23 protein-coding genes are annotated in these 21497 nt (G+C 60.8%); 19 read left to right on the forward strand and 4 right to left on the reverse strand.

Going from position 1 to position 21497, the window contains the following annotated elements; genetic code table 11:
* Positions 1 to 13: 13 nt before the first annotated feature.
* Complete coding sequence (locus RNA01_RS09670; protein ID WP_147179856.1) at positions 14 to 469, forward strand: GFA family protein; 456 nt, start codon at positions 14 to 16, stop codon at positions 467 to 469.
* A gap of 74 nt (positions 470 to 543) precedes the next feature.
* Positions 544 to 1506 (forward strand): nucleoside hydrolase, encoded by a 963-nt coding sequence (locus RNA01_RS09675; RefSeq protein WP_147179859.1) that lies wholly within the window; start codon positions 544 to 546, stop codon positions 1504 to 1506.
* An 88-nt stretch (positions 1507 to 1594) separates the two neighbouring features.
* Here RNA01_RS09675 and RNA01_RS09680 read toward each other — a convergent pair whose 3' ends face one another.
* Positions 1595 to 2320 carry a cobalt-precorrin-6A reductase gene (locus RNA01_RS09680; RefSeq protein ID WP_147179862.1) on the reverse strand — a complete coding sequence of 242 codons (726 nt, stop codon included), beginning with the start codon at positions 2318 to 2320 and terminating at the stop codon, positions 1595 to 1597.
* Positions 2310 to 3440 carry a cobalt-precorrin-5B (C(1))-methyltransferase gene (locus RNA01_RS09685; protein WP_147179864.1) on the reverse strand — a complete coding sequence of 377 codons (1131 nt, stop codon included), beginning with the start codon at positions 3438 to 3440 and terminating at the stop codon, positions 2310 to 2312. Before RNA01_RS09685 ends, RNA01_RS09680 begins: the two co-directional genes overlap by 11 nt.
* Before the next feature lie 93 nt (positions 3441 to 3533).
* Between RNA01_RS09685 and cobA the strand changes: the two genes are divergently transcribed.
* From cobA to RNA01_RS09710, 5 genes are all read left to right on the forward strand, one after another.
* Positions 3534 to 4376 carry a uroporphyrinogen-III C-methyltransferase gene (gene cobA, locus RNA01_RS09690; protein WP_147179867.1) on the forward strand — a complete coding sequence of 281 codons (843 nt, stop codon included), beginning with the start codon at positions 3534 to 3536 and terminating at the stop codon, positions 4374 to 4376.
* Complete coding sequence (locus RNA01_RS09695) at positions 4373 to 5680, forward strand: cobyrinic acid a,c-diamide synthase CobB (protein ID WP_147179870.1); 1308 nt, start codon at positions 4373 to 4375, stop codon at positions 5678 to 5680. Before cobA ends, RNA01_RS09695 begins: the two co-directional genes overlap by 4 nt.
* On the forward strand, positions 5677 to 6681 hold the full coding sequence (gene cobD / locus RNA01_RS09700) for a threonine-phosphate decarboxylase CobD (RefSeq protein WP_147179872.1): 1005 nt from the start codon (positions 5677 to 5679) through the stop codon (positions 6679 to 6681). The genes RNA01_RS09695 and cobD overlap by 4 nt, the downstream gene beginning before the upstream one ends.
* Entirely contained in the window at positions 6678 to 7661 is a 984-nt protein-coding gene (gene cbiB / locus RNA01_RS09705; RefSeq protein ID WP_147179874.1) for an adenosylcobinamide-phosphate synthase CbiB, read from the forward strand. Before cobD ends, cbiB begins: the two co-directional genes overlap by 4 nt.
* Positions 7662 to 7799: 138 nt before the next feature.
* A complete protein-coding gene (locus RNA01_RS09710; protein WP_147179877.1) occupies positions 7800 to 8228 on the forward strand; it encodes a L,D-transpeptidase in 429 nt (142 codons plus the stop codon).
* A 78-nt stretch (positions 8229 to 8306) separates the two neighbouring features.
* Here the strand turns inward: RNA01_RS09710 and RNA01_RS09715 are convergent, their stop codons facing one another.
* A complete protein-coding gene (locus tag RNA01_RS09715; protein ID WP_147179880.1) occupies positions 8307 to 9038 on the reverse strand; it encodes a Crp/Fnr family transcriptional regulator in 732 nt (243 codons plus the stop codon).
* Between the two features lie 201 nt (positions 9039 to 9239).
* Between RNA01_RS09715 and hemN the strand changes: the two genes are divergently transcribed.
* The 8 genes from hemN to RNA01_RS09755 all read left to right on the forward strand — a co-directional run bounded on the left by hemN (position 9240) and on the right by RNA01_RS09755 (position 17102).
* Complete coding sequence (gene hemN, locus RNA01_RS09720; RefSeq protein WP_147179983.1) at positions 9240 to 10589, forward strand: oxygen-independent coproporphyrinogen III oxidase; 1350 nt, start codon at positions 9240 to 9242, stop codon at positions 10587 to 10589.
* Between the two features lie 105 nt (positions 10590 to 10694).
* A complete protein-coding gene (locus tag RNA01_RS09725) occupies positions 10695 to 10973 on the forward strand; it encodes an acyl carrier protein (RefSeq protein WP_168474252.1) in 279 nt (92 codons plus the stop codon).
* Positions 10974 to 10998: 25 nt separating this feature from the next.
* Entirely contained in the window at positions 10999 to 11472 is a 474-nt protein-coding gene (locus tag RNA01_RS09730) for a 3-hydroxyacyl-ACP dehydratase FabZ family protein (protein WP_147179882.1), read from the forward strand.
* A 105-nt stretch (positions 11473 to 11577) separates the two neighbouring features.
* A complete protein-coding gene (locus tag RNA01_RS09735) occupies positions 11578 to 12783 on the forward strand; it encodes a beta-ketoacyl-ACP synthase (RefSeq protein ID WP_147179885.1) in 1206 nt (401 codons plus the stop codon).
* A gap of 12 nt (positions 12784 to 12795) precedes the next feature.
* The gene (locus tag RNA01_RS09740) at positions 12796 to 14082 is read left to right on the forward strand and encodes a beta-ketoacyl-ACP synthase (protein ID WP_147179888.1); all 1287 of its coding nucleotides are present in this window, start codon (positions 12796 to 12798) and stop codon (positions 14080 to 14082) included.
* Positions 14083 to 14138: 56 nt separating this feature from the next.
* A complete protein-coding gene (locus RNA01_RS09745; protein WP_147179891.1) occupies positions 14139 to 15167 on the forward strand; it encodes a zinc-binding dehydrogenase in 1029 nt (342 codons plus the stop codon).
* A 2-nt stretch (positions 15168 to 15169) separates the two neighbouring features.
* Complete coding sequence (locus RNA01_RS09750) at positions 15170 to 16099, forward strand: lipid A biosynthesis lauroyl acyltransferase (protein ID WP_147179894.1); 930 nt, start codon at positions 15170 to 15172, stop codon at positions 16097 to 16099.
* A gap of 10 nt (positions 16100 to 16109) precedes the next feature.
* Entirely contained in the window at positions 16110 to 17102 is a 993-nt protein-coding gene (locus RNA01_RS09755) for a PAS domain-containing protein (RefSeq protein WP_147179897.1), read from the forward strand.
* A 74-nt stretch (positions 17103 to 17176) separates the two neighbouring features.
* Here the strand turns inward: RNA01_RS09755 and RNA01_RS09760 are convergent, their stop codons facing one another.
* On the reverse strand, positions 17177 to 17686 hold the full coding sequence (locus RNA01_RS09760; protein ID WP_147179900.1) for a hemerythrin domain-containing protein: 510 nt from the start codon (positions 17684 to 17686) through the stop codon (positions 17177 to 17179).
* 306 nt (positions 17687 to 17992) lie between these two features.
* On the opposite strand from RNA01_RS09760, the gene ccoN reads away from it, so the two are divergent.
* The 4 genes from ccoN to ccoP are packed head-to-tail and all read left to right on the forward strand — an operon-like array spanning position 17993 to position 21399.
* Positions 17993 to 19621, forward strand: a complete 1629-nt coding sequence (gene ccoN / locus RNA01_RS09765) for a cytochrome-c oxidase, cbb3-type subunit I (protein WP_147179903.1) — start codon at positions 17993 to 17995, stop codon at positions 19619 to 19621.
* Between the two features lie 14 nt (positions 19622 to 19635).
* Positions 19636 to 20367: a cytochrome-c oxidase, cbb3-type subunit II gene (gene ccoO / locus RNA01_RS09770; RefSeq protein ID WP_147179906.1), complete on the forward strand. Its 732-nt coding sequence runs from the start codon at positions 19636 to 19638 to the stop codon at positions 20365 to 20367.
* A 12-nt stretch (positions 20368 to 20379) separates the two neighbouring features.
* A complete protein-coding gene (locus tag RNA01_RS09775; RefSeq protein ID WP_147179909.1) occupies positions 20380 to 20532 on the forward strand; it encodes a cbb3-type cytochrome c oxidase subunit 3 in 153 nt (50 codons plus the stop codon).
* Positions 20533 to 20535: 3 nt separating this feature from the next.
* A complete protein-coding gene (gene ccoP, locus RNA01_RS09780) occupies positions 20536 to 21399 on the forward strand; it encodes a cytochrome-c oxidase, cbb3-type subunit III (RefSeq protein WP_147179912.1) in 864 nt (287 codons plus the stop codon).
* Positions 21400 to 21497 lie beyond the last annotated feature (98 nt).

Here is a 21497-nt window from a genome sequence, read left to right on the forward strand (position 1 = left end):
AGAAGGAAACTAGATGTCGCAAGAGGATAGGATCATCGAGGGTGGCTGCCGCTGCGAACAGGTGCGTCTGAAGGTGAAGGGCAGGCCGGTAATGACCTTCGCCTGCCACTGCACCGGTTGCCAGAAAATGACCGCGAGCGCCTTTTCGCTGAGTTCGCTCTACCCGGAACAGAGTCTCGAGGTTTTCGGTCTCGAACCGGTCATCGGCGGGCTGCACGGGGAGTTGCGCCACTTCTGCTGTCCCTATTGCATGAGCTGGATCTTCACCCGTTTCGACGGCCTGGGACCCTTCGTCAATGTGCGTGCGACGATGCTCGGCGGCAGCCGCGATTTCCGCCCGTTCATCGAGACCTGCACCAGTGAAAAACTGCCCTGGGCACAAACACCGGCGCGGCACAGCTATCCGCATTTTCCGCCGATGGAAGCCTTCCCGGCCCTGATGGCCGAATTCGCCGCCTCCGATTTCTGACGGCTTGGCCATCCGGCTGCAGTTGCGATAAGACATGTGCTTAATTCCTGTTCCAACAGCATTTCGGCGGTTTCATGCACAAGGTCATTTTCGATACGGATCCGGGCGTCGACGACGCCATGGCGTTGCTTTTCCTTCATCATCACCGCGAGATCGATCTTCTCGGCATCACGACCGTCTTCGGCAATGCGACGATCGAGACGACGACGCGCAACGCGCTCTTCCTCAAGCGCGAATGGAAGATCGATGCGCCGGTCGCGCGCGGCGCCGGCGAGACCTTCATTCCCCATCGCGTCAGCCACGAACCGCCGAAGTTCATCCATGGTGACGACGGTCTCGGCAATATCGGCGTGCCGGAGATAATCGACATTCCCGTCGATCCACGCTCGGCCCACCGTTTCATTGTCGAGACGGTCCGCGCCAATCCGGGTGAGGTGACCCTGGTTGCCGTCGGCCGCATGACCAATCTCGCCAACGCGCTGAAGGAAGACCCGGGCATCACCGAACTGGTCAAGGAAGTTGTCGTGATGGGCGGCGCCTTCGACGTCAACGGCAATGTGACGCCGGCGGCCGAGGCCAATATCCACGGTGATCCGGAAGCCGCCGATATGGTCTTTACCGCGAACTGGCCGGTGGTGATCGTCGGCCTCGACGTGACGACCCAGACGGTGATGACCCGTCGGCAGCTCGCCGACATCCGTGACGCCGCGGGCAGCAGCCGGGCCCGGTTGCTCTTCGATCTGTCGCAGTTCTACATCAAGTTCTATGAGAGCCGGGTGCCGGACGGCATGGTGGTGCACGACAGCTGCGCCTGCGTCTATGTTGTTGCCCCTCATTTGTTCACGACGCGTTCCGGCTCGGTGCGTGTTGTCTGCGGCGGCATTGCCGACGGCCAGACGATCCAGAAGCCGGACTATATTGGCTTCGGCCCGAGTGCCTGGGACCATCTGCCGAGCCAGAGGATCTGCACCGGCATTGATGCCAATGGTGTGCTGAAGCTGATCCATGACACGATCGCATCGGTCGCGGAGGACTGAGGAGGCAGGCAAACGGCGCGAACTGATGAGCAAGCCGTGGCATTGTGGGGCACGGTGACGGGCTTGAGGACACAGGCCGGTTTGCCCTCTAACTACGGCCCTTTTCGAGCGTTGGGGATGTGGGTTCAATGCGGCGCGAGAGGATCACTACGGGCAGTCGTAACTGTCTGGCGGCCTCGATCTTGCCATAGCCGGCGGCCCCACCAGAATTGCGGCAGACGACGTGGGTGATGCCGTGGGCGGAAAAGAGATCTGCCTCGCGGGTCGCATCGGCCGAAGGCCTGCCGAGGATCAGCGTGTAATCGGTAAAGGCGAGGGGCGTTTGCGGCGCGTCGACCATGCGGATGACAAATCTGCAGTCGCTGCGGGCCACAAATGCGTCGAGGTATTGCCGGCCAAGCGCCAGGAACACGGTCGCACCGGCCGGCAAAGCGCGGGCCGCCTCATCGAGCGACGTTACCTCGTGCCAGTGATCGCCGGGCTGCCGCTCCCATCCGGGACGGACCAGATGCTCAAGCGCAATTCCCGCTTGGGCCGCTGCCTTGATCGCGTTTTGCGAGATGCGATGGGCAAAGGGATGGGTGGCATCGACCAGCCGCGTCACGCCATTCTCCAGCATGAAGGCGGCCAAGCCTTCCGCGCCCCCGAATCCTCCGATGCGCACCTCTCCGGGTGGCAGCACCGGATCCTGCGTGCGCCCGGCCAGCGAGGTGATAACGCGCAGGTCGCCGCGTTCGACCAGTCGCTCGGCCAGGTGAAAGGCCTCGGCGGTGCCTCCAAGAATCAGCACGGTTTCCGGCGGCTCAGATGGCATGAGCAATGATTTTCCCTTGCCGGTCGGTGACGATCACATCGACCGAAACCTCTGCGCCCCTTAGAGTATCGATCGCCGTCCTGCGTGCCCGCGTGGCAACGGCGGAAGCGATGTCGATTGAATTTTCATGCGATAATTCAAGGAGTTCCAAAGCCGTGTTCGCGTTAAGCATCCGTTCCTTGGCGTCAGGGGGGAGCGTAGGGCCGTCGATCAGCGAGACGAGGAAGGCATTGTCCACTTGGCTGCGCGAGGAATGCAGGTCAAGCGCACCCTGCGCCAGCTTTGCCATCTTGGCAAAGCCTCCGGCAAGGGTGAGACGCGGCACGGGGTGAACGCGCAGATATTTGAGCAGGCCGCCGGCGAAATCGCCCATGTCGAGCAAGGCACCATCAGCAAGGTTGTGAAAGACCTGCGCTGCCTTCTCCGAGGTCGATCCTGTGGCGCCGAGGACATGCGGTGTGCCTTCGGCGCGGGCAACGTCGATTCCGCGATGGATCGAATGGATCCAGGCGGCGCAGGAGAACGGATGCACGATCCCGGTCGTGCCGAGCACGGACAGGCCGCCGATGATGCCGAGACGCGGGTTCCAGGTCTTCTCGGCGATCTCCGCTCCGCCGGGGATGGAAATGCAGATCTCGACATCGGCCGGCAGACCGTGGGCGGCGCACAGTTCTTCGGCAACCGCCGTCATCATCGAGCGCGGCACGGGATTGATCGCCGGCTCGCCGACGCCGATCGGCAGGCCTGGCCTGGTCACCGTGCCGACACCGTCGCCGGCAGCAAAGTGGATACCGCTTCCCGGCGGCAGTGGGCGCACCGAGGCGACTACGGTTGCCCCATGGGTCACATCCGGATCATCGCCGGCGTCCTTGACGATGCCGGCTGTCGCATAGCCGTCGCCGAGCGTTTCGAAGGAAAGGGCGAAGGCCGGTTCCTCGCCGCGCGGCAGCCGGATGCTGACCGGGTCGGGAAACGCGCCGGTGATCAGGGCCGTCAGCGCCGCCTTGGTCGCTGCCGTCGCGCAGGCACCCGTCGTCCAGCCAGTGCGAAGGTGGCTGTCGGGCTTGTCGACGCGATCGGTTTCGCCCGACGGCAGAGCGGATGTGGCGGCTTTTTTCATGCTGATCTTTATAGGCGAGGCGAGGGCTATCCGGAAGCGCCACGCGCGCCCTCGGTGATTGCAATTTCGCCAAGCGGGGCCTAGAGCATGTTCATGCGTTTCGATCCATTCTCCAAGCTTCCATCGATCCAGCCCGGCCATGTCTGGCTGGCTGGCGCCGGACCGGGTGATCCCGGCCTTCTGACGCTTTTGGCCGCCAAGGCCTTGTCCGAGGCCGATGTGATCGTGCACGACGCCCTGGTCAACGAAGAGTGCCTGAAGCTCGCCCGCCCGGGCGCACGGATGGAATATGCCGGAAAGCGCGGCGGCAAGCCGTCGGCCAAGCAACGCGATATCTCGCTGCGCCTTGTCGAACTTGCCAAGGCGGGACACCGGGTGCTGCGCCTCAAGGGTGGCGATCCCTTCGTTTTCGGCCGTGGCGGTGAGGAGGCGCTGACTCTGATCGATCACGGCGTTCCCTTCCGCATCGTGCCCGGTATTACCGCCGGCATCGGCGGCCTGGCCTATGCCGGTATTCCGGTCACGCACCGCGAGATCAACCATGCAGTCACCTTCCTGACTGGGCACGACAGCTCCGGCGTCGTGCCCGACCGGATCGACTGGGACGCGATCGGTCGCGGCTCACCCGTGATCGTGATGTATATGGCGATGAAACACATCGCCACGATCAGCGCAAACCTGATTGCCGCCGGACGCTCGCCCGCCGAGCCCGTCGCCTTCGTTTGCGATGCGGCGACCGCCTCGCAGTCGGTATTGGAGACGACGCTTGGCCGGGCTGAAGCGGATGTAGCGGCCTCCGGGCTTCAACCACCGGCGATCGTCGTGGTCGGCGAGGTGGTGCGGTTGCGGCCGTCTCTCGACTGGCTGGGCGCGCTCTCCGGCCGCGTGCTTGCGCCCGATCCCTTCGCCGCGCGGAGCGAGAAGGACAGGGCATGAACGGTTTTCTGATTGCCGCGCCGGGTTCCGGTTCGGGCAAGACGACGGTAACGCTGGGGCTGCTGCGGGCGTTAAAGAAGCGAGGGCTGGCGGTTGCTCCGGGCAAGGCCGGCCCTGACTATATTGACCCTGCTTTCCATGCGGCGGCGAGCGGCCAGATCTGCCTCAACTTCGATCCCTGGGCGATGCGCGGCGCGCTGCTTCGCGCCAATGCGGCGCACCATGCGTCGGGCGACAGACTACTGATCGTCGAGGCGATGATGGGTTTGTTCGATGGTGCTGCCGACGGATCCGGATCGCCTGCCGATCTTGCCGCACTGCTTGGCCTCAATGTCGTGCTGGTGGTCGACTGCGCCAAGACCTCTCATTCTGTCGCGGCGCTGGTCAGTGGCTTTGCCGGTTTTCGCCCCGACACCGAGGTGGTCGGCGTTATCCTCAATCGCGTCGGATCCGACCGGCACGAGGTCATGCTGCGCGCTGCGCTCGACGGGATTGCCATGCCGGTGTTTGGCGTGATCCGTTCCGATCCGTCTTTGCATCTGCCTGAGCGCCATCTCGGCCTCGTCCAGGCGGGCGAGCATGGTGAACTCGAGGCTTTCATCGAGCGCGCCTCGCTCGCGGTCGAGCAGGGCTGCGACCTTGATGCGTTGCTCGCTCTGTCGCGCGGTACGCGACCCGACGCGGTGGACGGAGCCGTTCCGCCCCTGCCACCCATCGGCCAGCGGATCGCGGTCGCCCGCGACATCGCCTTTGCCTTCTCCTATGCCCATGTGCTCAGGGGCTGGCAGGCGGCGGGGGCTGAGCTTTCATTCTTCTCTCCGCTTGCCGATGAGGTGCCTTCCGCCCATGCCGATGCGGTCTATCTGCCCGGTGGCTATCCAGAGCTGCATGCGGGCCGGATCGCGGCAGCCGGAGCCTTCCGTAACGGTATGCTTGATGCCCACGTGCGCGGCGCGAGGATTTTCGGCGAATGCGGCGGATACATGGTGCTGGGCGATGCGCTGATCGATGCCGAAAGCGCCGTCCATCCGATGCTTGGGCTCCTGCCACTCGTTACCAGCTATGCGGCGCGTAAGCGTCATCTGGGCTATCGCCGCATCCGCCCGGTTGATGGGACCTTCTTCAGCCGCCCGATGACGGCGCATGAATTCCATTACGCCTCGATTGTCTCCGAAGGGGCGGCCGACCGGCTTTTCGTCGCTCAGGATGCGGTTGGTAGCTCCCTTGGCGTGGTGGGGTTGCGGCGCGGCAATGTCGCTGGCTCCTTCATGCATCTGATTGACATTCAGGACGATGCTGTATGAGCGCGCTGATTGTCCATGGTGGCGGTATTGCCCTAGCCGCGGCGCATTATGGCGGCCAGCCGCAGGATTGGCTCGACCTGTCGACCGGCCTCAATCCCTGTCCACCCGCTCTGCCCGATCTTTCTGCCCGTGTATGGCATCGTTTGCCGGACGAGGATCTGCTTGAGCGGACCCGGCGCGCGGCGCGCGATTTCTACCGTTCGGGCGAGACACTGCCGCTTGCCGTTCCCGGTACGCAGTCGGTCATCCAGCTCTTGCCAAAACTCGCCGATCGTAAGAGGCCTGTTACTATCCTGGCGCCGACCTACGGCGAATACGGCCGGGTCATGGAGGCGAGTGGATTTCGCGTCGATCCGGTTGCCGATCTGACCGACATCGATTCACAGTCCGGCCTTGTCGTCATCGTCAATCCCAACAATCCGACCGGCGGGCTATACCCGGCTGACACTCTCCTGGCACTGGCCGACCAGTTGGCGGGCGAGGGGGGCTTGCTCGTCGTCGACGAGGCTTTCGGCGATGGCGTGCCGGAGGAGAGTCTGGCGGCGATGGCGGGCTCCAGATCCAATCTTCTGGTCTTCCGCTCATTCGGAAAATTCTTCGGCATGGCTGGCATACGCCTCGGCTTCGTCATTGCCGGCGCACCAATCCTCGAACGCCTCGCCGATTGGTTGGGCCCCTGGGCGGTGTCAGGCCCGGCGCTTGGCGTCGCCGTCGATCTGCTGTCGGCCGATCCGACCCCGCTTCGCGACCTTGTCGCAGCCCGACGGGCCGGGTTGCAGCGCGTGCTGTCCGGCGCCGGCTTGACCATCGAGGGCAGTACGCATCTCTTCGCCCTCGTCGCCGATCCGTGTGCTGCCGAGCTTCACGAGCACCTTTGTCGGGCGCACATCCTGACCCGCAGGTTTGACTATGCCCCGACCTGGCTGCGTTTCGGCCTTACGCCGGACGAAGCCGCGGACAGTCGTCTCGCCACGGCGTTGTCCGGCTGGAGACTGGCATGAGCGCTTGGATCCTTGCCGCTCTTGTCGGAGCACTCATTCTCGACCGGATCGTCGGCGATCCGCCGGCGCTCTGGGCGCGCCTGCCGCATCCGGTGGTGCTGTTCGGCCACGGTATTTCCTTCTTTGACAAACGTCTCAATCGCGAAGGCGCTTCGGCGACCACGCGGCGTCGAAACGGTGTCGCGTCGATCATTTTGCTTCTCGCCCTGTCGGCGGTCATCGGTCGGGTGCTTTCAGACCTGTTTCGCGCCCTCGGGCCTTTCGGCTTCCTTCTGGAAATGCTGTTGGTTGCGGTTTTTCTCGCGCAGAAGAGTCTGGGTGACCATGTCTCGGCGGTGGCGATTGGCCTTCGACAGGAGGGCTTGGCAGGGGGGCGTCGAGCGGTGTCGATGATCGTCGGCCGAGATCCGCAGGCGCTTGACGAGCCGGCCGTCTGCCGGGCGGCGATAGAGAGCCTGGCTGAGAATTTCGCCGACGGCGTGGTGGCGCCGGCGCTCTGGTATGTCCTTGCCGGACTTCCTGGCCTTCTCGCCTACAAGATGCTGAACACTGCCGACTCGATGATCGGTCATAAGAACGAGCGGTATCGGGATTTCGGCTGGGCTGCGGCGCGTCTCGATGATCTGGCAAACTGGCCGGCCGCGCGCCTGTCGAGCCTGCTGATCGCCACTGCCACGCTTTTTCGGCTGGGAGGCCGAGCCGCCCGCCGATCGGTTTCCGTGACCTTGCGTGATTCCGGCCTACATCGCTCGCCGAATTCCGGCTGGCCGGAGGCGGCTTTCGCCGGTGCGCTCGACATCCAGTTGACGGGCCCCCGCATCTATGGTGGCGAGCGGGTCAGCGAACCGATGATCAACGGTTCGGGCCGCTCGGTCGCCAGCGTCGGCGACATCGAGACGGGTGTCGCGCTATTCTATGCAAGCTGCGCTGTGCTGACAGTCTTGACGGTTGCGTTGCTCGGGCTCGAACAGATCTTCTGACCGCCGGCCTGCGGGCGCAGTGGCGAATTCGATTAAGACAAACTTATCCTTGAAGATTAGCTGTATTTATTCGAATTTATCTTACAGTGACTTGGTAAGAAGCCCACCAAGGGGTGAAAACAAGACCGGGGGAATGTCATGCGTAAACTGCTTCTGGCCGCTTCGGCCTTTCTGTGCCTGCAATTACAGCCGATCGCCGCGTCAGCCAGCAACCTTGTCGCCAGCATCAGCATCTCCAATCAGACGATGACGGTATCGCAGAACGGTATCGTCACGTATCGCTGGAAAGTGTCGACGGCTCGCAAGGGGTATGTCACGCCGCTCGGTAATTATCGTGCCAAGTGGGCGTCGAAAAACCATCGGTCGCGCAAGTATGACAATGCGCCCATGCCCTATGCGATCTTCTTCCATGGCGGCTATGCTGTGCATGCAACCTACGACTTGAAACGCCTCGGCCGGCCGGCCTCGCATGGCTGCGTGCGACTGCATCCGGACAATGCTGCACGTTTCTTCTCGATGGCGACAGCCAACGGCTTGAAAAACACCAAGATCATCGTCACTCGCTAGCGCAACGGCCGGAAAAACGGAATCGCTCCCCCTCCGGAATAATGTCCTATTTTGGAGTGTTTGAAGGTCTTTGGCGCGTCAATCGTTGCCTGCGGCGTGGCGCAGCCGACGCGTGTCGGGAACGATCACATGACGATTGTTTTCGATGACAATTGTGCCTTCCTTGCGCAGTTTGGTCATCTGCCGGCTCACAGTCTCGATCGTCAGACCGAGAAAATCGGCGATGTCAGCGCGCGACAGCGGCAGGTCGAAGGTTGAGGAGTTGCCGCTTGTCCTTTCCGGATCGATGTGGGTGGCAATCAGATAGAGGAAGCTTGCTACCTTCTCCTGTGCCGTTTTGCGACCAAGGGTCAGCATCCAGTCGCGGGCCTCGTCAAGTTCCTTGAGTGACTGCGAATGCAGTTTGCGCTCCAAGTCCGCGGATTCGCCAACGAGGCGTTCAATGATCGGTCGGGGAAAGGAGCAGATCTCCGTCTCTGTCGCGGCTTCCGCAGAGATGGAGCTTTCACTCAGAAATGGTCGACCAAGGAAGTCGGGAGCGAATTGAAGACCGACGATCTGTTGGCGGCCATCGGCCATCATCTTCGACAGTTTGACGACGCCCTTCAGAATGTTGCTGTAAGCGCCTACGTTCTCACCTTGGCCGATCACTTCATTGCCGGCTTCGACCTTGCGACGGTTGGAATGCTTGTTCAGCTCGACCAGCTGCGTTGCGGTCAGGGTCGCGCATATGCCGCCATGACGGGCCTCGCAGGCCTTGCAGATGGCAGGCGCTTCGCATTCATTTGTGTATTTTTTGTGCGCATCCATGATTTCGATCCCGTCTGACGCCAAACCGCCCTGGCTGAATTCTGCCTGTCGCTCGCTATGAATCTTGTGATCGATCTCCGCCGCACGTCCATGCAAACGTGCCGTTGGCAAAATAGCAGCAAATTGATCGAAGTCAAAGGCGCGAGACGCGTGCGGCACTACGAATAGTGCTCAGAATTCTATTCGATGATCGGCGTAGACATGCAAAACTCCCTGCTGGCCAAGTATTCCGGCTCCGTTCCACGTTACACGAGCTATCCGACTGCACCGCATTTTCATGGGGATGTGCAGTGCGGCAAATATGCGCAGTGGCTGAGTGAGCTTGGTAGTCAGCATGACCTGTCGCTTTACGTGCACATTCCCTATTGCGATCGCCTGTGTTGGTTCTGCGCCTGTCACACCAAGCATACGCTTAAATATGAGCCGATCGAGACCTATCTTGTGTCTCTGAAGAAGGAGATCGCCAAGGTTGGCAGTCTTGTCAGTCGTGGCGCCAAGGTCAGCGCACTGCATTTTGGCGGTGGCTCGCCAACCATGCTCAGGCCGCATGACCTGGTCGATCTGATGAAAGCCTTCCGTGCTGCCTTTGATTTCCGCAATGACGCCGAGATCAGCGTGGAGATGGATCCCAACGACCTCGACGAAGCGCGCTATGATGCGCTTGCCGCGATCGGCATGACGCGGGCGAGCCTTGGTGTCCAGGACTTTAATCCTAAGGTGCAGAAGACCATCAACCGCGTCCAGACCTTCGAGCAGACCAAGTCGGTGGTCGATGCGGTCAGGGGCAGGGGCGTCCATTCGGTCAACTGCGACATTCTCTACGGTCTGCCGTACCAGACGATGGCAACGCTGGAGGCGACCGTGAATGACATTGTCTCGCTGTCACCGGACCGGATCGCGCTTTTCGGCTATGCGCATGTACCGTGGATGAAAAAGCATCAGACGATGATTCCGGAAGAGGCGTTGCCCGACGTCGAGGCGCGTTTTGCCCAGATGACCCAGGCGGCGGACATGCTGGTTGAGGCAGGCTACGAGCCGATCGGTATCGACCATTTCGCCAAGCCCGATGATCGCCTTGCCGTCGCCGCCCGTCAGGGGCGCTTGCGCCGCAACTTCCAGGGTTACACAGATGATACGGCGGAAGCGCTGATCGGCTTCGGCGCCTCTTCGATTGGGCAGTTGCCGCAAGGGTATGTGCAAAATATGCCGGCGACCGGCGAATACCAGCGCATGGCCGATGCGGAGGGACTGGCGGTGGTGCGCGGTATCGAGTTGTCCGACGACGACCGGTTGCGTGCCCATGTGATCGAGGAGATCATGTGCCGCTTCGCCTTTTCTTTCGAAACGGTTCGCGAAGGTTTCCCGCGCCTCGGCGAGACCGTCATCGCCGAGGCGCGGCAATACGCGGCCTCGAATCCGGATGCCATATGTGAGATCGTTGGAGAAGAGTTCCGCCTCACGGAAGCCGGAAAGCCCTTTGCCCGTAGCGTTGCCGCAGTGTTCGACAGCTATCTGGCTACGGGCAAAGGTCGCCATTCGATTGCTGTTTGAGCAACACTTGGGCAGCAATTTTCGGCGCCGACCAAACTTCCCATTGGCATTTAGTATCGTTTTCCCTATGTGGAACACAGATTTTTGACACATGAGGTAATTGGCGTGACCGCTACATTCGACAAAGTTGCCGACATCATTGCTGAAACGAGCGAAATCGACCGCGAGACGATTACGCCCGAAAGCCATACGATCGACGACCTCGGCATCGACAGCCTCGATTTCCTCGACATCGTCTTTGCGATCGATAAGGAATTCGGCATCAAGATCCCGCTCGAGCAGTGGACCCAGGAAGTGAATGAAGGCAAGGTTTCGACCGAGGCATACTTCGTCCTGAAGAATCTCTGCGCCAAGATCGACGAATTGCGGGCGGCCAAGGGCTGAACCGCCGCAAGGGCGGAGGTCTTTCATGCTGCTCGAGTATTTCCAAATGATCGACAAGGTCGAGGCGGTTGACCTCGGCCTTGGCAAACTCAGGGCTCGCTCGGTCGTGCCGCAGAAGAGCCCGGTCTTCGAGGGCCATTTTCCCGGCATGCCGCTTGTTCCGGGCGTTCTGCTGATAGAGACGATGGCGCAGGCTTCCGGCATGCTGGTGCTTGCGGCCAAGGACTTCTCTGCCATGCCGTTCCTGATGTCGGTCGACGGCGCCAAGATGCGCGCCTTCGTCGAGCCCGGCGCGATTCTTGAGATCGAGGCCGAACTGGAACACGATGGTTCCGGCTTCGCCGTGACCAAGGCAAGGATCTCAAGCGGTGGCAAGAAGATCTGCGACGCGCAGCTGAAGCTCCGCACCATGCCTTTCAGCGAGGTGCCACTGGCTGACATCGTGCGCCGGCGCGCCGAAGAGATCGGCCTGATGGAAGCCATCGCCGCCGCCCACTAAACAGGGCTGCATCGGAGCGCTCAGCTCTGTACTTTTCTGACGGATGCGGACCCTGAAAGCCGTGGGTTCGATGTGCCGGCCGTTTCGCCGGCCAGAGGATAGCAAATGAACAAGAAGCCGAACGATGTGGTGATCACCGGAATTGGCATCGTCACCTGCCATGGCACCGGCAAAGAGGCGCACCTCGCCCTTCTGTCGTCGGCGAGTGCGTTGCCGCCAGTGCTGGAGACGGAGAAATTCAAGCCCTATCCGGTGCATAGACTGCCGGAAATCGACTGGTCTGCGCAGATACCGAAGCGCGGTGACCAGCGCCAGATGGAGAACTGGCAGCGTCTCGGTGTCTATGCCGCTGGTCTCGCGCTCGATGATTCCGGGATGAAGGACGACGCGGAAGCTTGTGGATCGATGGATCTGATCGTCGCCGCTGGCGGCGGCGAGCGCGATATTGCGGTCGACAGCCTGATTGTCGACGAGGCGCTGAAGCGCAACGACCGCGAACGGCTGCTGATCGAGAAGCTCAAGACGGAGCTTCGCCCGACGCTCTTTCTCGCGCAGTTGTCCAACCTGATGGCTGGCAATATCTCCATCGTCCACAAGGTAACCGGTTCGTCGCGCACCTTCATGGGCGAAGAATCGGCTGGCATTTCGGCGATCGAGACTGCCTTTTCCCGTATAAAGGCCGGTCAATCGACCCACACGCTGGTCGGCGGCGCCTTCGTCGCCGAACGGGCCGACATCCTGCTTCTGGTCGAGGGTATCCAGGCCCATTCGACCGGGGACTGGCAGCCGCTCTGGTCGCGCGAGGCGGGTGAGGGCGGCGGCATGATCCTCGGCACTGTCGGCGCCTTCCTGATGCTGGAGAGCCGAGCTCATGCCGAAGCCCGCGGCGCGCACGTCTATGCGGTGCTGGATGCTGTCGAAGGTGATCGAGGCAAACGCGAAGAGGGTGGCCTCGAAAGACGTCTGACCCGGTTGGCGACGCTCGCTGGCGACGTGAAGGCCTCGGACACTGTGGTGTTCTCCGGTTCGAGTGGTTTGCATGATCTCGCCAAGCGCGAAAAGGCTGTGCTCGAACAGGCCTTTGCCGGTGTTCCGGTGCGTGGTTATGGTGGGGAGACCGGCCATGGGCTGGAGGCGCAGTTCCCGCTCGGTCTGGTGCTCGCCGCCCTTGCCGTCGATTCCGGTGTCAAGGTCCCGCCCTTCGATCTGGCGCACGAAGCGGTGATGACCGCACCCGCCCGCCATGCCGTGGTGACGACGGTCGGCTATACGCGCGGTGAAGGCATCGCGCTTGTTTCTGCCGATGCCTGAGGAGTTGAGATCATGACTGACAACCGTTTCAAGGACCATCTCGGCCGTCCGATCGTCGCCGTAACCGGCATGGGTGTTATCACTTCGCTTGGCCAGGGACTTACCGACAACTGGAATGCGCTGACCTCCGGTAAATCCGGCATTCACTACATCAACCGCTTCGACACCGAGGGCATGTCGACGCGCATCGCGGGCACCGTTGATTTCATCGAGATCCCTGCACCGAATTCTGTCGAGCGTTCCTTTGCCATGGCGCGGGAGACGACAATCGAAGCGCTGGCGCAGGCCGGCCTTTCCGGTGACTTCAATGGTCCGCTCTTCCTCGCCGCTCCGCCGATCGAGCCGGAATGGGCCGACCGCTTCGCTCTTGCCGAGCGTTCTCCGCCGCCGAGCCATCCCGGCGACGCCTATGAGCGCTTTCTCACCGCCATGCGGCAGAAGGGGGATCCGGTGTTTCTCGAGGCGGTTCAGTTCGGCTCGATCTCGGAACGCCTAGCCGACCGTTTTGGCACGCGCGGCCTGCCGGTGACGCTGTCGACCGCCTGCGCCTCGGGTGCGACCGCGATCCAGCTTGGCGTGGAAGCCATCCGCCAGGGCCGTACACAACGGGCGCTCACCGTTGCGACCGATGGTTCGGTCAGCGCGGAATCGGTCATCCGCTTCTCGCTTCTGTCGGCGCTTTCCACCCAGAACGATCCGCCGGAGAAGGCATCCAAGCCGTTCAGCAAGGATCGTGACGGATTCGTCATCGCTGAAGGGGCGGCGACCCTGGTGCTGGAATCGCTGGAACATGCCATCGCCCGCGGTGCCAAGGTTCTTGGTATCATGCAGGGCTGCGGCGAGAAGGCCGACCACTTCCATCGCACGCGTTCCTCGCCCGACGGCGGGCCGGCGATCGCGACGATCAAAGCGGCACTTTCGGATGCTGGCCTTTCGGAAAGCGCGATCGGCTACATCAACGCGCACGGCACCTCGACGCCGGAGAATGACAAGATGGAATATGGCGCTATGCTGGCCGTCTTTGGCGACAGCCTGAAATCCATCCCGGTCTCCTCCAATAAGTCGATGATCGGTCACACGCTGACGGCCGCTGGTGCGGTCGAGGCGGTGTTCTCGATCCAGACAATGTTGACGGGTACGCTGCCGCCGACCATCAACTACACCAATCCGGATCCGACAATGGAATTGGATGTCGTGCCGAACGTGAAGCGTCAGGCCGAGGTTTCGGCCGTCCTGTCGAACTCCTTCGGTTTCGGCGGGCAGAACGCCAGTCTTGTCATGACGCGTGAACCGGCTTAAGCGACGGACCGTATTCCAGTACCTGAGATGAACGCCTTGACGGCGAGGATAGACCAATGCGCGCACTGCAACTCGTTGAAGACCGCAAACTCGAAATCGTTGACCTTCCGGAGCCGGATGCGCCCGGTCCGGGCGAGGTGACGCTTCGTGTCAAGGCTGTGGCCCTGAACCACATCGACGTCTGGGGCTGGCGCGGCATGGCTTTCGCCAAGCGCAAGATGCCGCTTACCATCGGCGCGGAAGCATCCGGCGTGGTCGAGGCGATCGGGCCTGGCGTCGGCAATATCCTGCCCGGCCAGCTCGCCGCCGTTTACGGCGCGCGCACCTGCGGTCTGTGCAAGCCGTGTCGAGAAGGCCGTGACAATCTTTGCGAACATGTCGGTGGTGTGCATGGCTTTCACCTTGACGGTTTTGCCCAGGAAAAGATCAATCTTCCGGCGCGTCTGCTGGTCCCGGCCCCTCCCGGAGTCGACGCTGTCGCTGCGGCACTGGCGCCGGTGACATTCGGTACGGTCGAACACATGTTGTTCGACAATGCCAAGCTAGAGTCCGGTGAGACCATTCTCGTCCACGCCGGCGGCTCCGGTATCGGTACCGCGGCGATCCAGTTGGCCAAGAAGATCGGCTGCACCGTCATCACCACGGTGGGTTCGGACGACAAGATCGAGCCAGCGAAGGCGCTTGGCGCCGATCATGTGATCAATTATCGCACCGACCGGTTTGAAGGCGTGGTGCGCAAGCTGACCAAGAAGAAGGGCGTCGACGTCGTGTTCGAGCATGTCGGCAAGGACACTTGGGCCGGCTCGATGCTCTGCTTGAAGCGGGGAGGCCGATTGGTCACCTGCGGCTCAACGTCGGGCGTCTCGACGGATATGAACCTGATGATGCTGTTCCAGCAGCAACTGAAGCTTTTTGGCTCGTTCGGCTGCCGCATGGAGAACATGGCGAATGCCATGCAGAAGATGGCGCGCGGCATCGTTCATCCGGTGATCGACACCGAGGTCAGGTTCGAGGACATCGACCGGGCTTTGTCTCGCATGGAAGGCCGGCAGGTGTTCGGTAAGATAATCCTGCGGATGGACTGAGCGTGAAGCTCTTCATCACCCGGCTTGTCCTTGCGTCGCGCCGTTTTTCGCAATGGGCCGTGGCGCAGTTCGCCTTTGGCTTCCTGACGTTGCTGAAGGTCTTCCCGGCCGATCCGGCGATCAATTTCGCTGACCGGCTGATGCGCTATGTTGGCCCGAAGACCAAGCGTCACAAGCTGATGCTGACCAATCTGCGCAACGCTTTTCCAGAAAAGAGCGAGGGCGAGGTCGAGGCGATCGCAATCGGCAGTTGGGGGCATATGGGCCGGCTGGCGGCGGAATATGTCTTTCTCGATCGTTTGTTCGATTTCGATCCGGATAAGCCGGTTGGTGGACGCATCGAGGTGACCGGCATTCCGATCTTCCTTGATCTGCGCGACAATCCGCGCCCGTTCATCGTCTTTTCCGCCCACACCGGGAATTTTGAGCTGTTGCCGGTGGCAGGCGCCGCTTTTGGGCTCTACGTGACGGTGTTGTTTCGTCCGCCGAACAACCCCTATATCGGCGAGAAGGTCTTCGAGTTCCGCGCCAAGCGCATGGGCAAGCTTGTGCCGTCGCACGCCGGTTCGTCCTTCGCTCTTGCCCGCCAGCTGGAAAGCGGCGGCGGGGTCGGCGTATTGGTGGATCAGAAATTCAAGAAGGGCGTGTCGACGCAATTCTTCGGCCGTGACGTCAAAACAAATCCGTTGCTTGCCAAGTTGGCGCGCCAGTTCGGGTGCGATGTTTATCCGGTGCGCTGCATCCGTCTTCCTGGCAATCGCTTTCGGCTCGAGATAGAGCCGAAGGTCGACCTGCCACGCAATGCCGCCGGCCAGCTTGATGTGACCGCCACCGCCCAGCTTCTCAACAACAAGGTCGAATCCTGGGTCAGGGAATATCCGGAGCAATGGCTTTGGTATCACGACCGCTGGAATATCAAACGAGAGCTGTAGCTGCTCTTGGTTGACTTTTTTTGGTGTTTGTTTCGGTCAGCTCGGCGGCGATCGAAGAGTTTATGCCGAAAACACTATTTTCGCCGCAATTTCGGGTCTCATCACGATCTCCTCCGGCGTGGCCATCTGTGACTACCCTAAAGTTGGGCAATTGAAGATGAGCATCATTCATGTTAGTTGCCGCTGGATGCATCAATGTGGTTGCACGCTCCGGCTGCATTCCGTCGATGGCGACTTTTCCTCGTTTGTGTTTTTGGTAGTCGACAAATTGGCCATACAAGTCTCCTCACAGTCCAGCCTGCTACCGTTGTTCGAGGCGGTTTCGCTGAAGAATCTGCAGCTTCAACAGGCGATAAGGGCTGGTGACGATCAACTTGTCAGATTGCTTGACCGGGAGCTTGATCCGCTGATCACCGCTGTCGTTGAGCATCATGCGAACAACGACGCCGAGATCCATATGCAATTGCGCTTCATCGGCAGCCTCATTCGCGAAGATGCTGATGACCGCTCCTGTGTCCAGCGCCATGCGGCCGTGCTGTCGCTCCTGCTCGACCGGTATTTCGGCGACACGCGCCAACACAGTGATTGCCCTCCGATAGAACTGGCCGGCTTGGAGGTGCGCGGGGGCGGCGAGGTGCAGAATCTCAACGAGTCGATCCTCGACGGTATGCCGGATTGCATCGCGGTGGTAACGCTCGATAGTCGTTTTCTCTATGCCAACGCCGCCCATGCGAGATTGCTGGAGGCGACACAGCTTGAGATCGTCGGACTTAATCTGTTTGACTTTGTCGACGATGCTCAGTCCGCTGAGGCGATCAGCCATCAACTCGATCGGTGTTTCGCCGGCGAGCCTTCGGAAGGCTTCTGTTGTTGGCGTGTCTCGGGCAAGGGGCTGTCCCTACGCAACCGAGTTGTGCCGCTACGCTCGTCGCGCGGCGAGGTCATGGGCGCCATCATCACCCTCGTGAACGAGTCAAATTCGACGGTAAGTATCGCTGCCTGACGGGAACCCGGAGATGGGCTTGGCAAATATGTGCTTCAGACCATAGCGTTCAGTTGATGTTGCGCGGGGGGCAATCAATTGTCTCCGCTAGTCGTCACGCCCTTCGGAACACGCGGCAGGAGATATTCGCGTTCGAATGCAATGTGGCGTCGCATTCCTTCAAAAAAACCGCGCAACATGTAGCCGACCGCTTCCATATTGACGGTTGCGCCTGAGCCGAGTTTGAGGAGTGCGTCGGTCAGTTCCTCGGCGAAGCACTCGTCCTCGCAATGTTCGAATTTCAGCCTGTCGAGCGTCTCGCGCAGGTGTTCGACATCGCGGCTGGCGCCTTCGAGCCAGGGAAAAAGGATGTTCTCTTCGTAGTGGTGCACGCCCTTGATCAATGGGTCCAGCGACTTGGCCGCATAGATACATTTCTGCCGATTGACGTTGCCCGGCAGCGAATCGGCGATTGCTTCAAGCTCGTCGCAGAGCGCCAATTGCTCCTCATGCGCCTGGCGCAGCCAATCCAGAGATTGCTGACAGGGCTTTTGGGCGAATCTTTGCCCAAGGAACTGCATGGCTTCGTTCGGATCATTGCTCATCGATTTTGCCTGCACTGCCGCGTCTCCGTGCTTTGGTCACCGTCGTGGGAGACCTCCACGTACGGTCGGCTGCGCCAAAATAGCCTTCTCCCTCAACCTGCGCTGCGATGACGCATGGCGCTCAGGCTGCAATTCGCAGAATGGGAAGCTTGAGTTATATGTTTCGGCAATTTAGTCCCGGCTTGCATTGATTTGGATCAAGGTGGATTGTGGGGCTGAATGCGAATTGTGCACATGAGGCGAGAGGATTCTCCCATCAGGGAATCGATTTCGTGAGTGATCAGCAAGCGTTGGGGGATACCAACAATGAATTACACTTTAGAAACAATGGTGATGGCCGTCTTGGCCTTCGCCGCGCTGCTCGGGGTGGCCTTTGCCCACGACAGCTTGTTCGCTACCCATATGTGGGTGGCGTTTTTTGTGCTGACCGCGGGAACGATCGTTATGCTGCGCCGCATGACGTTCGCACCGGTCAACGTCAAGACGCCGGCTCAGATCAAGTCCGAGTACTTTGACGAGGTCGTCAAATACGGCGTGATCGCCACGGTGTTCTGGGGCGTTGTAGGCTTCCTCGTCGGCGTCGTTGTGGCGCTGCAGCTGGCCTTTCCGGACCTCAATATCGAGCCGTTCTTCAACTTCGGCCGGATGCGTCCTCTGCACACCTCGGCCGTCATCTTCGCCTTCGGCGGCAATGCGCTGATTTCCACCTCCTTCTACGTCGTGCAGCGGACTTCGCGGCAGCGGCTGTTCGGTGGTTCACTTGGCTGGTTCGTCTTCTGGGGCTATCAGCTTTTCATCATCATGGCCGCGACGGGCTATCTGCTCGGCATCAGCCAGGGCCGTGAATATGCTGAACCTGAATGGTACGTCGATCTGTGGTTGACGGTTGTGTGGGTTGCCTATCTGATCACCTTCCTCGGCACGATCATGACGCGGCGTGAATCGCATATCTATGTGGCGAACTGGTTCTACTTGGCCTTTATTGTCACGATCGCCATGCTGCACATCGTCAACAATTTGGCGATGCCGGTCTCCTTCCTCGGTGTGAAGAGCTATTCGGCTTTCTCCGGCGTTCAGGATGCTTTGACCCAATGGTGGTATGGTCATAACGCCGTCGGCTTCTTCCTGACGGCGGGCTTCCTCGGCATGATGTATTACTTCGTTCCGAAGCAGTCCGGCCGCCCGGTCTATTCCTATCGCCTGTCGATCATCCACTTCTGGGCGCTGATCTTCATGTATATCTGGGCAGGCCCGCACCACCTGCACTACACGGCTCTGCCGGACTGGGCGCAGACGCTTGGCATGGTCTTCTCCATCATGCTGTGGATGCCGTCGTGGGGTGGTATGATCAACGGTCTGATGACGCTTTCGGGCGCTTGGGACAAGATCCGTACCGACCCGATCATCCGCATGATGGTCATCGCCATCGCCTTTTACGGCATGTCGACCTTCGAAGGTCCGATGATGTCGATCAAGTCGGTCAATTCGCTCAGCCACTACACGGACTGGACCATCGGTCACGTTCACTCCGGCGCTCTCGGCTGGGTTGGCATGATCACCTTCGGTGCCGTCTACTACCTGACGCCGAAGCTGTGGAACCGCAACCGTCTCTACTCGCTGCGCTTGGTCAACTGGCACTTCTGGCTCGCCACCCTCGGCATCGTTCTCTACGCCGCTGTTCTGTGGGTCGCCGGTATCCAGCAGGGTCTGATGTGGCGTGAATACGATGAGCAGGGCTTCCTGGTCTATTCGTTCGCCGAGTCGGTCGCCGCCATGTACCCCTATTATGTGCTGCGTGCCATCGGTGGCGCCATGTACCTGACCGGTGGTGTGATCATGGCCTACAACGTCCTCATGACGATCCTCGGTTACGAACGTCAGGAAGCTCCGATTCCGGGCTCCACCGTTCCTGCCGCCGTCCAGCCGGCTGAATAAGGGGAAGGCTAAACATGTCTATTCTTGATAAACACGCAATCATCGAGAAGAACGCCAGCCTTCTCTTCCTTGGGTCCCTTCTGGTCGTCTCGATCGGTGGTATCGTGGAAATCGCTCCGCTCTTCTATCTTGAGAACACGATCGAAAAGGTGGAGGGCATGCGGCCCTACTCGCCGCTCGAGCTGGCTGGTCGCAACATCTACATCCGCGAAGGCTGCTACGTCTGTCACAGCCAGATGATCCGTCCGTTCCGCGATGAAGTGGAACGGTACGGTCACTACTCGCTCGCTGCGGAATCGATGTACGACCATCCGTTCCAGTGGGGTTCGAAGCGTACGGGACCGGATCTGGCCCGCGTGGGCGACCGCTATTCCAATGAATGGCACGTCCAGCATCTGACCGAACCGCGCGACGTTGTGCCGGAATCGATCATGCCGAGCTACTCGTTCCTTAAGACGACCCCGCTCAAGGTCGCCAGCATTGCTATGGATCTGAAGGCAAATCGCTCCGTCGGCGTGCCTTACAGCGACGAGATGCTGGCGAATGCCGAGGCGGATCTTGCCGCTCAGGCGGATCCGAACGCGGACACTGAGGGACTGCTTGCTCGCTATCCCAAGGCCAAGGTCGGCGATTTCGACGGCAATCCGACGCAATTGACGGAGATGGACGCGCTGATCGCCTATCTCCAGATGCTCGGTACGCTGGTTGATTTCACCACCTACGACGACGCCACCGGCTATCGCTGAGGAGGGGGACCCATGGAAACTTATACGGCCATGCGCCACTTTGCGGATAGCTGGGGCTTGCTCGCCATGGCCCTGTTCTTCGTCGGCGTTATCGTTTTCATTTTACGGCCCGGTGGCAAGAAGGCCGCTGATGAGGCCGCCAGCATCCCTCTTAAGGAGGACTAATCGATGGCACAAAAACACGTAGACGAAATCAGTGGCGTCGAAACCACTGGCCATGAGTGGGACGGTATCCGTGAACTGAATAACCCGATGCCGCGCTGGTGGGTGTGGACCTTCTATGCCTGTATCGTATGGGCAATCGGTTACACGGTCTTCTATCCGGCCTGGCCGCTTCTCACGACCAACACCAAGGGTATTTTGGGTGTCACCAATCGCTCGGCCCTGACCGGCGAACTCGCCACGGCCAAGGCTGCCCAGTCGGTCTATCTCGACAAGATCGCTGCGCTTTCGCTTGCCGAGATCGCCGCCGACCCTGCTTTGGCCGAGTTTGCGACGGCTGGTGGTGCGGCCGCCTTTAGGGTCAACTGCACGCCGTGCCATGGTTCGGGTGCGCAGGGTGGGATCGGCTATCCCAACCTCAATGACGACGATTGGTTGTGGGGCGGTGATCTGGAAACGATCTACACCACGCTGGCCCATGGCATTCGTTATGAGAGCGATCCTGACACCCGCGTCTCTCAGATGCCGGCCTTTGTCGACATTCTCGAGCCGGAACAGATCAAGCAGGTGGCAGCCTATGTCGTCAGCCTGACCGGTACGCCGGCGGATCCCAGCATGATCGAGCCGGGTAAGACGGTGTTCGCCGACAATTGCGCGGCGTGCCATGGGGCGGATGCCAAGGGCGGTCGCGATTTCGGTGCGCCGAACTTGGCCGACGCGATCTGGCTGAAGGTCCAGGGGGAAGCCCAGATCGCTGGCCAAGTCGCCAATCCGAAGCATGGCGTCATGCCTGCTTGGACTGCACGTCTGGGCGATACCACAGTCAAGGAGTTGGCGATCTACGTCCACTCCCTCGGCGGTGGCGAGTAAGCTGATGAGGCGACGGCCCAACCGGGCCGTCGCCCTTCGCCGGATAGTCTTGTCTACCCTCGACCACGCCTGCAGGCGTGGTTTTTTTTATTGTAGGG

Source organism: Paenirhizobium naphthalenivorans, from assembly GCF_007992095.1.
In the GTDB taxonomy this organism is placed as follows: Bacteria; Pseudomonadota; Alphaproteobacteria; order Rhizobiales; family Rhizobiaceae; genus Allorhizobium; species Allorhizobium naphthalenivorans.